Annotated in this window: 12 protein-coding genes; 2 read left to right on the top strand and 10 right to left on the bottom strand. The window is 27.4% G+C overall.

Annotation, left to right across the window (positions count from 1 at the left end; translation table 11 throughout):
- The 6 genes from IC213_RS09390 to IC213_RS09365 form a co-directional block, all read right to left on the bottom strand.
- On the bottom strand, positions 1–825 hold the full coding sequence (locus IC213_RS09390) for a glycosyl transferase (RefSeq protein WP_227434138.1): 825 nt from the start codon (positions 823–825) through the stop codon (positions 1–3).
- A gap of 7 nt (positions 826–832) precedes the next feature.
- The gene (locus IC213_RS09385) at positions 833–1,525 is read right to left on the bottom strand and encodes a glycosyltransferase family 2 protein (protein WP_227434137.1); all 693 of its coding nucleotides are present in this window, start codon (positions 1,523–1,525) and stop codon (positions 833–835) included.
- 23 nt (positions 1,526–1,548) lie between these two features.
- Positions 1,549–2,424 carry a copper transporter gene (locus IC213_RS09380; protein WP_227434136.1) on the bottom strand — a complete coding sequence of 292 codons (876 nt, stop codon included), beginning with the start codon at positions 2,422–2,424 and terminating at the stop codon, positions 1,549–1,551.
- 17 nt (positions 2,425–2,441) lie between these two features.
- Entirely contained in the window at positions 2,442–3,563 is a 1,122-nt protein-coding gene (steA, locus tag IC213_RS09375) for a putative cytokinetic ring protein SteA (RefSeq protein WP_227434135.1), read from the bottom strand.
- A gap of 408 nt (positions 3,564–3,971) precedes the next feature.
- On the bottom strand, positions 3,972–4,796 hold the full coding sequence (gene spo0A, locus IC213_RS09370) for a sporulation transcription factor Spo0A (protein WP_003424711.1): 825 nt from the start codon (positions 4,794–4,796) through the stop codon (positions 3,972–3,974).
- Positions 4,797–4,937: 141 nt separating this feature from the next.
- Positions 4,938–5,999 (bottom strand): SpoIVB peptidase S55 domain-containing protein, encoded by a 1,062-nt coding sequence (locus IC213_RS09365; protein WP_227863027.1) that lies wholly within the window; start codon positions 5,997–5,999, stop codon positions 4,938–4,940.
- 160 nt (positions 6,000–6,159) lie between these two features.
- Here IC213_RS09365 and IC213_RS09360 point away from each other — a divergent pair, with 160 nt between their 5' ends.
- Together IC213_RS09360 and IC213_RS09355 are read left to right on the top strand one after the other, a co-directional pair.
- Positions 6,160–6,600, top strand: coding sequence for a GNAT family N-acetyltransferase (locus IC213_RS09360; RefSeq protein ID WP_227434133.1), 441 nt, complete (start codon positions 6,160–6,162; stop codon positions 6,598–6,600).
- Between the two features lie 60 nt (positions 6,601–6,660).
- Positions 6,661–7,152 carry a GNAT family N-acetyltransferase gene (locus tag IC213_RS09355; protein WP_227849778.1) on the top strand — a complete coding sequence of 164 codons (492 nt, stop codon included), beginning with the start codon at positions 6,661–6,663 and terminating at the stop codon, positions 7,150–7,152.
- A 79-nt stretch (positions 7,153–7,231) separates the two neighbouring features.
- On the opposite strand, the gene IC213_RS09350 is transcribed toward IC213_RS09355, so the two are convergent.
- From IC213_RS09350 to dxs, 4 genes are all read right to left on the bottom strand, one after another.
- Positions 7,232–8,098 (bottom strand): hypothetical protein, encoded by an 867-nt coding sequence (locus IC213_RS09350; RefSeq protein ID WP_227482206.1) that lies wholly within the window; start codon positions 8,096–8,098, stop codon positions 7,232–7,234.
- Positions 8,099–8,312: 214 nt separating this feature from the next.
- On the bottom strand, positions 8,313–9,992 hold the full coding sequence (gene recN, locus IC213_RS09345; RefSeq protein ID WP_227434130.1) for a DNA repair protein RecN: 1,680 nt from the start codon (positions 9,990–9,992) through the stop codon (positions 8,313–8,315).
- A gap of 19 nt (positions 9,993–10,011) precedes the next feature.
- Positions 10,012–10,824 (bottom strand): TlyA family RNA methyltransferase, encoded by an 813-nt coding sequence (locus tag IC213_RS09340; RefSeq protein ID WP_227434129.1) that lies wholly within the window; start codon positions 10,822–10,824, stop codon positions 10,012–10,014.
- Positions 10,825–10,943: 119 nt separating this feature from the next.
- Complete coding sequence (gene dxs / locus IC213_RS09335; protein ID WP_227434128.1) at positions 10,944–12,803, bottom strand: 1-deoxy-D-xylulose-5-phosphate synthase; 1,860 nt, start codon at positions 12,801–12,803, stop codon at positions 10,944–10,946.
- Between the last annotated feature and the right edge of the window lie 14 nt (positions 12,804–12,817).

Below are 12,817 nucleotides of genomic sequence, written 5' to 3'. Positions count from 1 at the left end.
CTACCTTCCCAACTTATCTATAAAATTTAATAATTTATTTTTTTCTATTATTTTAGTCAATGAGTATTTTTCGGTAAATATATGCATAATAACTACAAATATTAACCATCCCAGTCTGATATTAAATGGATATCCAAAAGAAATTAGAATTCCAATAGACATTCCAAGAACATTTGAACCAGTATCTCCCATCATTGCTCTTGCCTTTAAATCATAATTAAAGTATGCAAGTACATTTGGAACTATAAGCAGTGGAAGAACTTGAACAAATCCTGTCAATGTTAAAAATACAATCACCATTATAAATAAATATGCTTTTATTGCTCTTCCTGGTCTTAAATCTAAAAGATTCATTAAATTGGTTGATAGAGCTATTATTAATGTATTTACTATTATATCTATTATGTCTTTTGATATAGACACAGAAACTATAAGTCCTACAAATCCACCAAACAAGGCCTTAAAGCCTCCAGTTGTAAGACTTCCTTTAAATAAACTTTTAAAGTGACCTTTTAGACCACTTACATTTCTATTTCCAATAATATCGTCTAGTATTCCTGCAAAAAACATGGATATCATACCAAACATAAACATAAATATATATGCTAAATCTCTATATTCTGTAGTAAAAAATGCAAGTATTATTCCATTAATCACAAGCATAGGTAAAAATACAATTCCCATACTTACTGGTATCATATCTTTTTTGTAGTTTGGTCTAAGTATATTTCCATTTATCAATAAATTTTTAAATAGTGGTATTGCAGCATAGGTTCCAAATAATCCTGTTAATAATAAAATGGTATAAAGTATATAATCTTTCACTAAGATACTACCTCCATTCTTTCTTTTTTTGTCCTAAAACCTTTTTTATATGATAATACTGCTTGCCTCTATGAATAAATCCTTTTAAATTTCTGCCAGTTTCATTATGAGTCATGTTTACTAATACTTCTTTAATTTTAAAACCATACTTTAGTATATCAATCGTCATTCCAACTTCAACACCATATCCAAAAGGTATTTCATCAAATTTTTCTAAAACTTCTCTTTTAAATATTCTTTGACCTGACAGAGTTGCATCTAGTTCAACTCCTGTCATCTCAAAAACAGAATTTTTAGCTAAACCTTTTACAAATCCCAGACCTCCTTTTTTCTTTGCAGGAGGAAACTTTGCTATAGTAACATCAGCTTCACCATTTAATATTGGTACAATTAATTTTTCAATTTCTTTAGCCGAACTACCTAGATCTCCATCCAAAAATCCTATAATATTTGCGCTTTTCATTGATACTTTAAGCCCATAGTTTAAAGCATATCCTTTACCTCTGTTTTTATCTAACTTAAAAAATTTAATTTTTTCATTCTTTAATTCAGATACAACCTTAGCAGTATTATCTGTTGAACCATCATCTACAACTACTATTTCATTTATTTCTTTAATTCCAACTATACTTTCTAATGTATAGTTTATTCTACTTTCTTCATTATAAGCTGGTATTATTATACTTATATAAGAATCCATTTTTTCTCTCCTTAAAATTATTTCTATTTTATAGATGGCAACAATGAAGTTGCAGTATCTAATCTACCAAAATTACCAACTATATTACCTTGTTGTAAAAGCATAGCTAGAGATACACTTCCTACACCTTCATCAATATTATCTATAGTTGCAACTTTATTTTTAGAATATAATTCTACATAAGAAGTTTTAACTCCTGTATTTTGAACTTCTACTAAATATTTATTTTCTGATTTTATTTTTGAAACTACAAATTTTTCTATTTTGTCAAATTGTTTTGTATTATCTTTTGCATCATTTCCACCAGCTATTACAACAGATTCATATTTTAGATATGTGTCACCAATAGAGTTAAATTTTATTACATCTAGTTCTTGAAGATATGTCAAAATGTCACTTGCATCTTCCTTTTTCAAGGTATCAATTATATAATTAACTGCATCATTTGTATTTTTAATTTCTGTACCTAATTTACTTGAGATTTCTTTTAATTTTTCTGGATTTGTTATATTTTCTTTTAACACTATGTTAAATGCAACACTACCATTAGATTTGTTTATTATATCTTCTATATTTTTTGTATAATCATCATTTTCATTAGCTGATATTATTCCTATACTTTTTCCACTTAATGAACCAATTAAAACCTTGTCCACATTTTTATTTATAAAATTAATTGCTTCTTCATAATCTTTATTTACCTTTGCTAAATCTACATCAAGTTTATCATTTTTTTCTTTTAAAATATTAAATTTATCATCCAAGTCATTTATTATATTTGCTTGCTGCTCGCTTAATTGTTGATTATTATTTAAATTAAATCCTACTAACATGCCTATACCCAAAGCTATAAATATAGCCCCAATAGTGACTATATAATATTTCATATTAATATGCATATTTATCCTCCTAAAATTTACATCTGTAATAATACCTTAAATTTCAATTGCATTAACTGTATAAATTGTTGAACTCCTGGTGACAATGATGCAACTACCAACACAGGAAATAATGCTGTTGCTATTAACGCCCATATGTACTTTATCTTTAGCTTACTTCTATATAACAAGTTAACTCCTTTAGCATCTATAAGCTTAGAACCTATCTTTAGTCTAACTAAAAAAGTACTTGCCATTCCCTTTCTTCCTTTTTCAAGGAAATCAATCATATTTGAATGTGTCCCCACTGCTACTATTAACTCTGCTTTATACTCATACGCAATAAGCATAGCTATATCTTCACTAGTTCCTGGTGCAGGAAATACAACTGCATCCAAACCTAGTTCTTGAACTCTCTTAAGACCTGGTGCTCTACCATCTGTATAAGCATGTACTACTATTTCACTAGCTTTTTTTAAAGCTTCATCGCTTACACTATCCATATCTCCCACAATTACATCTGGAGTATATCCAAACTCAATTAAAGCATCTGCGCCTCCATCAACACCAACTAGAACAGGTTTTACCTCTTCTATGTATGAAAGCATTGTACTTAAATCCTCTTTATAGTCCTGACCTCTTACAACTATTAATACATGCTTATTTGCATAATTAGTTTGTACTTTTGGAATTTCTACTTCACCAAGTATAAATCCTTTTTCTTTTTTAGCATAATCTATAGTATTGTCTATAAATCTATCTAATTCTACGGCTAAGTTTTCATAAGCAGCCTTTATTTGATATGAAACTTCATACTTATCTAAAACTTCACCTGCACCTAAAAATTCTCCTTCTCTATATATCTTTCCATCTATAACTTCTATAGTCTGTCCTTCTTTTAATTCTTCAAATAATTCTTCTCCAATATTATCAATTATCAAGATATTATTCTCAGTCAATATTCCTGGACCTTTATTAGGATATCTACCACTTATAGAAGGAGCCGCATTTATGACAAGTTTTATTTTGGCTTCTACCAAAGAGTTTGCAGCAACTTCATCTATGTCTATATGATTTATAACTGCTATTTCCCCACTTTCAACTCTTTTAGCAAGCTTTTTAGTTTTTCGATCTACTTTTATAGGGGCCTCGACTCTCATTTTTAAACCTCCACTATCATTATTAAAATCACATTATATTATAGCATTACTTAAGAATAAAATAAATGTTTTAAGTTGGTCTTACATCTTTAATCATTATAACACTATATTTTATGATTTTTTTATTTAATACTTTTTGTAATATACTTTAAAAATTAATGTTTCGACTTGTTAAAGTATATTTTTATATTAAAAAACAAATCAACATTAATCTACAACTGACAAAGGTACATAATATGGCCATATTATAATAAAATTATATTAAATAAATAATAAAGAAAAAATAAAGCTTTTATTATATATTAAAACAGCAAAACGGTATAACCCTATTGGTTATACCGTTTTGCTGTTTGTAATGCATATTTATTGCCAATACCTTCATTAAAAGGTCTTACTTTTTCTGTCTATTTATTTAACCATACTATGTTCTAATCTTAATTTATCAGCAATCATTGCTATAAATTCTGAATTAGTTGGTTTTCCTTTAGTATTGTGTACCGTATATCCAAATAATTGATTTATTGTGTCAACTTTGCCTCTACTCCATGCAACTTCTATGGCATGTCTTATTGCTCTCTCAACTCTACTTGGTGTTGTATTGAATTTTTTAGCTATACTTGGATATAACTCTTTTGTTACTGCACCTAAAAGTTCAACATTATCAATGACCATTTTTATAGCTTCTCTTAGATATAAATACCCTTTTATATGAGCTGGTACTCCTATTTCGTGTATTATATTTGTGATTTCTGTTTCTATATTACCTACATTTTTAACGAAATCACTTCTTGTCATTTGAGTTTCTTGAACTGGTCTAGGCTTTGGCTCTACTTGAGTAACTCTATTAGAAACTAGTTCTCTAATTCTGTTTATAAACACAACAAAATCAAACGGCTTTACTATGTAGTAATCTGCTCCTAGATTTATTGCGCTTTGAGTTATCTTATCTTGACCTACTGCTGATAGTACTATTATTTTTGGCATTTTAGGTATATCCATAGTATTTAATTTTTCAATTACACCTAATCCATCCAGATGTGGCATTATTACGTCTAATATTAATAAATCTGGTTGTGTCTTTTTTACTAAATCTAATGCTTCAATCCCATCTTTAGCTATGCCTAATATATCGATATCATCCTCATTAGACAAATACTCTTTTAATACCTGACAAAAATCCTTATTGTCGTCTGCTAAAACTATTTTGATTTTTTCCACTAAAAATCCCCCCATTAAAAAACATCTTCTTATTACAGAAAACTAAACTTTTTACACAAATTGTTCCTAATTATCTACTCTAAAGCATATTCGACACTTCAAAATTATATTCCTCCTAGATAAGTGATAAAATAATAAATTTTTTTAATGCCTCACCTACAATTTTATCATTTCATCTATAAAAATACCATATCCTTTTTTCGGATTATCTCTAAAAACATGAGTTATTGCACCAATAATTTTATTATTTTGTATTATTGGAGCCCCACTCATCCCTTGTACAATCCCCCCTGTGTATTCCAATAACTTATCATCTACAACTTTTATTACCATATCTCTATAATTTCCTTTATCATATACTATACTTTCTATTTTTATATCATAGCTTGTTATATTTTTGTTTTTGTCTTCAAAAAGAATTATTGCATCCCCTATTTTTACATCTTGAGGTCTTCCAACTTCGATTAATTGTAATTCTTTATTTGCTAAATTAAATTCTTTATTTTGTTTTTCTGTAATATTACCACTTATACCTAATTTTGAGTTATTCGAAAAATTTCCCATCAGATTACTATCATTAAAATCACCTTTTATTCTGCCTACTTTTTCATTACTAGCTTTTAATATTTTTAGTTTTTCTGGTTTATATATATACCCTTGCTTAATCTTTAATAGTTCATTAGTGTCCGAATCTTTTATAGCATGACCAATTGCTTTAAATTTTTCCATATTAGGGTCATAAAAAGTCATAGTTCCAATTCCAGATATCTTATCTCTCACCCATAATCCAAGTTTATAATTACCATTTTCTTTTTTAGTTTCTATTGTCTCTGTTTTATATTTATTTTTTCTTTCAAAAGTCACTTCTACTTTACTTTTTTTAGCTTCATTTAAAATCTTTGATACATCCTGACTATCTTTTATTTTTTTATTATCTATTTTTACTATATTGTCGCCAATCTGTATGCCTCCAATATAATCTACATCCTCTTCCTCATATCCTAAAACCAATACACCATCTGTATTTGCTTTCACTCCAATTATATTTCCAAGTGGATATACATATTTTTTATTATGATTCTTAATTGTAAAAGTTTCTATTGGGGTCTCCTTATTCGTATTACAATTTTTATTTTGAAAAATTATAACCATCATAAAAATCGATACAGCTCCTAATATTATCCAAATATTTTTGAAATTCTTATTTATTTTGTTCATATATTCATCTACTCCTATGCTGTATTATTATGTATTTATAATTCCTTTTTCGTAAAAATTTATTCATTTAAAAACCTCGTTGTATATCTTACTAAGTGCTTTTTATCCTATAATATGGTAGTATTATATTGTGGTAAAAAGTTTGAAGGGCGGTAATATTTTGAAATTAAATGTAAGAATTGCAGATATAAATAATTGGCATGATTTAGTTAATTTGTCTGTAGATAAGAATCAATTAGATTATATAGAAAGCAATGCACTTTCTATTGCTGAGTCTAAGTTTATAACAGCTTGGATACCTGTTGGAATATATGATGACAATATACTGATAGGATTTGCTATGTACGGTCGCCTAGAAGATGACAGAGTTTGGCTTGATAGATTCATGATTGACTCAAAGTATCAAGGTAAAGGATATGGAAAAGCATCCTTAGATTTCCTTATAAATCATCTTAAAAATGAATATAATTGCAATGAGTTATACCTTAGTATATTCGATAACAACAAAATGGCTATTGGACTTTACAAAAGCTTTGGATTTGAGTTTAATGGAGAACTTGACTATGGTGGAGAAAAGGTCATGGTATTAAAATCTAATTGATATTAATAAAAATATATATCTATCAAGGAGGTGAAATCATTATATAAATATATTTATATAATGATAAATAAAATGACTCAAAATGTAATTTTAAAATTTGTTGAAGCAAATGATTTAGAAAATCTTGAAAATGTAAAGATTTTATTCACTGAATACTCAAATTCATTGAATATAGATTTGTGTTTCCAGGACTTTAATAATGAATTAAAAACACTTCCAGGAAAGTATAAAAAACCTTCAGGCTCATTAATACTAGCATTTGTTGATGAAAATTTAGCAGGTTGTGTTGCATTAAAAAAACTTGAAGATGATGTATGTGAATTAAAAAGGTTATATGTAAGAGATAAATTTAGAGGACTTAAAATAGGAAAAATATTATTAGAAGAAATCGTAAAAGAAGCCAAAAAGATTGGATATACATATATGAGACTAGATACTCTTCCAAGCATGAAAAGCGCTCAAGGTTTATACGAAAAAATTGGTTTTTATGATATAAATCCTTATACTTATAATCCAATTGAAGGGGCTAGATATATGGAGCTAAAATTATAAATAAAAAAATAGAGTATAAATAAAATTATAGATGTTTTATTTATACTCTATTTTATTGATTAAATTATTTTAAATATATTTATTTCTCTAAATCTTCCAAACCAACACTTATATCTTCAGTTATATCTTTTATATATTCTATTCCATTATTGTATGTAAGCTTTGCTTTAATATAAATTATATCATTAATATCCTTTTTAGGAAAATTAGCCTCATAATTTACTTGCTCTCTATCTATATTATCATCTTTACTACCATTTGATAATTTAGCAGACTTAGCTTTATATACAGTATCACCTTTACCTTCATTTACAATAATATCTACATTTTCTAACTTTATATCATCATAAACTTTATTTTTTGATTTTTCACTTTCATGATTAAATAAATTGCTGTTTTCCAATATTTCAATAAAGTATTCCTTATTGTCCCTTATTCCATAATTAAATACAGGTGGTTCAGGCATATAATCAGACTTAGTCAATTTTTGAACATCTGAACTTTCAGATATTGTACCACTTGTAACTACTTTATAATCATATTCACTACCTGTAGTTATTTTTATTTCACAAGTATATGATAATTCCCCATGCTTTGTCATCTCAATCTCATTCCATTTATCACTATCTGCTTTATACATAAAGATTACTTTTCCATCCTTGCCAAGTTTGCTCAATTGTGTATCTACATCAATTACACATTCGTCTTTTTCTAATTTTTTAACTTTTAAATCAATACTTTTTGTTATATAACTTTTTGACATTTCTTCATTAATTATATTGCTAATATCTGACTTAGTATTCATAATTTCTTGTGATAAATAATCTAATTTATCATTAGAAGTGTCAAGATTATTCTTGATACTGTTAATAGTTAATAAAATATACCCTAATACTATAATAACTATGATTATAAAAATTAAGTACATAGTATTTTTTTTATTCATTTAATACCCCCCCACTACTACTTTAATACATAATATTATACTCAAAAACTTAAAATTTTTACAGTTACAAGTCTATACAAGATTTATTTAAATTATAATTTTTATTTATTTTTGATATCCAGATAAAATATTTTAAAATATTTTCATCATAAAAAATAGATGTAAAGTATCTAGATTAAATATTCTCTACATCTATTTAAAATAAGCTCTTTCACTAACACTTTTTAGCCATTTCAATAATTTCGCTTGCATGTTCTATAGTTTTTTCTGTTATATTATTACCTGCTATAAGTCTTGCAATTTCATTTTTTCTTTGAGATTGATTTAATTTCTTAACATTTGTAAATGTTCTATTATTTGAAGTATCTTTTTCTATACAATAATGGGTATCTGCATTTGCAGCAATTTGAGGTAAATGAGTTATACATATTATTTGTTTTTTCTTTGCTATATCACTCAATTTCTCACCAACAATTTGTGCAGCTATGCCACTTATCCCTGTATCTATTTCATCAAATACTAAAGTATCTATATCATCTATATCAGCTAATATAGTCTTAAATGCCAACATAAATCTAGACATTTCACCACCTGATGCAACTTTATATATAGGTTTGATATCTTCTCCTAAATTAAAAGATATCATAAATTCAATATCATCTATTCCATTTAAAGTAAATGAACTTTCTTCAAAATTGACTTTGAACATTACATTTTTCATATTTAGACTCTTTAATTCATCAAGAAGTACTTCCTCTAATTGAATTGCCACTTTATTTCTTGCTTTAGTCAGTTTGCTAGCTTTTACTTTTAGCTCTTCTTCTATTTTTATTAATTGATTTTTTAATTGTTCAACTCTTTCATCTCTATTTAATATCTCATCTAGTCTATCTTTTGTCTTTTCATAATATTCAAATATAGCTTCTATACTATCTCCATATTTTCTTCTTAAGTTATTAATCTCATCAATTCTAAGTTCAATCTGTTCTAATTCATAAGGTTCAAAATCTATATTATCTTTGTAATTTCTTATATCACTAGATATATCTTGTAGTTCATACATTATTCTTTCTATAGTTTCACTATATTCACTTAAAACACTGTCATATTTAGATATATCATTAAGCTCTTTAGATGCAATACCTATCAAGTCAATAACATTATATTCACCATTATGTAATTTACTGTAACTTAAGTTTAAATTATTATATATCTTTTCACTATTTCTATAGACATCTCTTTGTTTTAATAAATCTTCATATTCATTTTTATTTAAATTTGCAGCCTCAATTTCATTTATTTGAAACCTTAATAAATCTATTTCTCGTTGAATCTGCATATCATCTTTATTTTCTGTTAAAGAGTTCAAAGCTCTCTTTACTTCGCTGTATTTGTAATAAATTTTTCTATAATCATCTTTAAACTTATCTAGTTCATTTTCTCCAAATAAGTCTAAAAATTTTAAGTGTGTATCCTTATTGAATAAAGCTTGATTTTGATGTTGACCATGTATATCTATAAGTGTAGATGCAATTTCCTTTAGAAAAGATACTTTAACAGTCCTTCCATTTACTCTAGCAGTACTTTTCCCATCTGAATATATCAATCTAGTTATAACCAATAAATTATCATCTTCTATACTTATATCATTTTCATCTAATATCTTTTTTAGATACACGTTATCTGAGAAAAATATAGCTTCAACAAGTCCCTTATCTGTACCTTTTCTTAGAAAAGACCTGTCATATTTCTCACCTAGACAAAGTCCAAGCGCATCTATTATTATAGATTTTCCTGAACCAGTTTCTCCCGTAAGTATATTTAAGTTTTTATCAATACCCAGCCTTAGTTCTTCAACTAAGGCACAATTTTTCATATATAATTCGAGGATCAAGTCTAAGCCCCCTTTTATTCTATTTATCTAAATTATGAGAAGCCTCAACGACTTCCACTATTTTTTTGTCATACATATCACTATCAAATTCATATCCTTCATTTCCATTCTTTAAATGAATTAGATATTCTATATTTCCTTCTGGACCCTTAATTGGAGAAAAATCTAATCCTAAAATTTCAAATCCATTTTGTACTGAAAAATCAGAAATCATTTTTATAACTTCTATATGTGTAGATTTTTCTCTAACTACACCTTTTTTACCTACCTTTTCTCTTCCTGCTTCAAATTGAGGTTTTATCAAGGCTACAATTTCTCCATTATTAATAACTAATTCTTTTGCTTTTGGAAGTACTAGTTTCAATGATATAAAAGATACATCAATTGATGCAAAATCTGCAAATTGCTTTGTATCTTCTATTGTTACATTCCTTATGTTTGTTCTTTCCATACACACAACTCTATCATCTTGTCTCAATTTCCACGCAAGCTGACCATAACCAACATCTATGGAAAATACTTTTATAGCTCCATTTTTTAGCATACAGTCTGTAAAACCACCCGTAGATGCTCCTATATCCATACATACTTTTCCATCAATAGTTAAGTCGAAGTTCTTCATTGCTTTTTCAAGCTTTAATCCACCCCTACTAACATATGGTATTGGGTTTCCTTTTACTTCTATAGCACAATCCTCTTTTACTTCTGTACCTGCCTTATCACATCTTTGATTATCAACAAAAACTAATCCAGCCATTATTGCTTTTTTAGCTCTTTCTCTACTTTCAAAATGCCCTTGCTCTACTAACAATAAATCTATTCTTTTCTTCATAAAATTACCTTTCTGTTAAAAGCTACTTTAATATTGACTAAAGTAGCTTGAAGTAACACACTCGATATTTATTCTAAGTGACAAATTTTAAATTTTATATTAAATTTAATCCATATTATTTATATTAACTCTCTTACTTTATCAGCAATGCACTTTGGCGATAATCCTACAAAATTATATAGTTCATCTGCATTGCCATGTTTTATAAACTCTTCTGGTATTGCTATATTAAGTATATTTACTTTATATCCATTATCTATAATAAATTTACTTATTCTACTTCCAAATCCGCCAGTAATAACATTATCTTCTACTGTAACTACATTTTTATGATTCTTAAATAAAGTATGCAACATATCTTCATCCATAGGCTTTAAAAATCTAGCATTAACTATTGTTGGATTTATACCTTCTTCTAACAATATTTCTTTAGCTTCTAGAGCATGTTTCACCATATTCCCAATAGAAAGTATGACTGTATCTTGTCCATCATCTAATATCTCATATTTTCCTAACTTAATTTCTTTGTATTCTCCTTTATTTAGGTAATAACTATTTCCTCTTGGATATCTAATTGCCAATGGAGAATCCAATTTTAATGATAAATCCATCATAAGTTCCATTTCTCTTGTATCTTTTGGAGCCATCACTACAATATTTGGAATAGAATTTAAGTAACTTAAATCAAACATACCATGATGAGTTTCACCATCATTTCCAACTAGACCAGCTCTATCTATAAGAAAAGTAACTGGTTTTTTTGTTATACATACATCATGAATAACTTGGTCATATGCTCTTTGTAAAAATGATGAATATACAGCAAAATAAGGCTTCATACCATTTTTTGCAAGACCTGCCGCAAACCCTGTTGCATGTTGTTCAGCTATACCAACATCATAATATCTTTTTGGATAAGCACTTTCAAATAAGTTTAATCCTGTTCCAGATGGCATTGCAGCTGTTATAGCTACTATTTCTTCGTTTTTGCTAGCCATCTCAACCAATTTTTCACCAACACTAACCGACATAGACTTAACTTTAGAAGATGTTACGCCTGTCTTTATATCAAACTTTGATACTCCATGATATTTATCAGGTTGTTCCTCTGCAAATTTATATCCTTTTCCTTTTTTTGTAATAACATGTAAAAGCACAGGTCCTTTTTTATGTTTAGCTTTTCTAAGTGTTTCTATTAATTCTTTAGTATTATGACCATCTATAGGACCATAATATTTTATACCTAATGAATCAAAAAATGAACAATCTTGAGGAGAAAAACTATATATTAATTTGTCCTTAAATCTATGTGCAGTCTTAGATAAAATTTCACCTGTTGATGTAACATTTAAAATCTTATCAACTTCATCTGTCATTTTAACAACTGTTGAATTTCTTATAATACTTGATAGATATTTAGACATTCCGCCAACATTTTTATCTATAGACATCTCATTATCATTAAGAATTACTATCATATTAGTATTTATATATCCCAATTGATTTAAAGCTTCAAGTGCCATACCTCCAGTTATAGAACCATCTCCAATTACAGATATAACACTATAGCTTTCTTTTTTTATATCTCTAGCACAGGCAATACCTGTTGCCACAGAAATAGATGTACTGCTATGTCCTGTGTCGAAAATATCATGAGGACTTTCACTCTCCTTTGGAAAACCACTTAGTCCGTTGAATTGTCTTAAAGATACAAAACAATCTTTTCTTCCAGTAACCATTTTGTGAACATAAGACTGATGTCCTACATCCCATACAAATTTATCTTTAGGGCTGTCAAACACTTTATGAAGTGCTAATGTTAACTCAACTACACCTAAGTTAGAAGCTAAGTGTCCTCCTGTCTTGGAAACAGATTTTACTAAAAACTTTCTTATATCCTTTGCAAGTAAATCCATTTCTTCTATGCTCATATTTTTTATATCTTTTGGAGAATTTACTTTATCTAAATATTTATACATATTATCCTCACCTT

This window comes from Clostridioides sp. ES-S-0049-02 (assembly GCF_020658465.1).
Lineage (GTDB): Bacteria > Bacillota > Clostridia > Peptostreptococcales > Peptostreptococcaceae > Clostridioides.
This window is presented reverse-complemented; position numbering and strand designations above follow the sequence as displayed.

Bases quoted from the DNA above. Each gene is read 5' to 3' on its own strand.
- IC213_RS09385 (WP_227434137.1), bottom strand. From the start codon at position 1,525: ATGGATTCTTATATAAGTATAATAATACCAGCTTATAATGAAGAAAGT.
- IC213_RS09380 (WP_227434136.1), bottom strand. From the start codon at position 2,424: ATGCATATTAATATGAAATATTATATAGTCACTATTGGGGCTATATTT.
- steA (WP_227434135.1), bottom strand. From the start codon at position 3,563: ATGAGAGTCGAGGCCCCTATAAAAGTAGATCGAAAAACTAAAAAGCTT.
- spo0A (WP_003424711.1), bottom strand. From the start codon at position 4,796: ATGGGGGGATTTTTAGTGGAAAAAATCAAAATAGTTTTAGCAGACGAC.
- IC213_RS09365 (WP_227863027.1), bottom strand. From the start codon at position 5,999: ATGAACAAAATAAATAAGAATTTCAAAAATATTTGGATAATATTAGGA.
- IC213_RS09355 (WP_227849778.1), top strand. From the start codon at position 6,661: ATGATAAATAAAATGACTCAAAATGTAATTTTAAAATTTGTTGAAGCA.
- IC213_RS09350 (WP_227482206.1), bottom strand. From the start codon at position 8,098: ATGAATAAAAAAAATACTATGTACTTAATTTTTATAATCATAGTTATT.
- IC213_RS09340 (WP_227434129.1), bottom strand. From the start codon at position 10,824: ATGAAGAAAAGAATAGATTTATTGTTAGTAGAGCAAGGGCATTTTGAA.
- dxs (WP_227434128.1), bottom strand. From the start codon at position 12,803: ATGTATAAATATTTAGATAAAGTAAATTCTCCAAAAGATATAAAAAAT.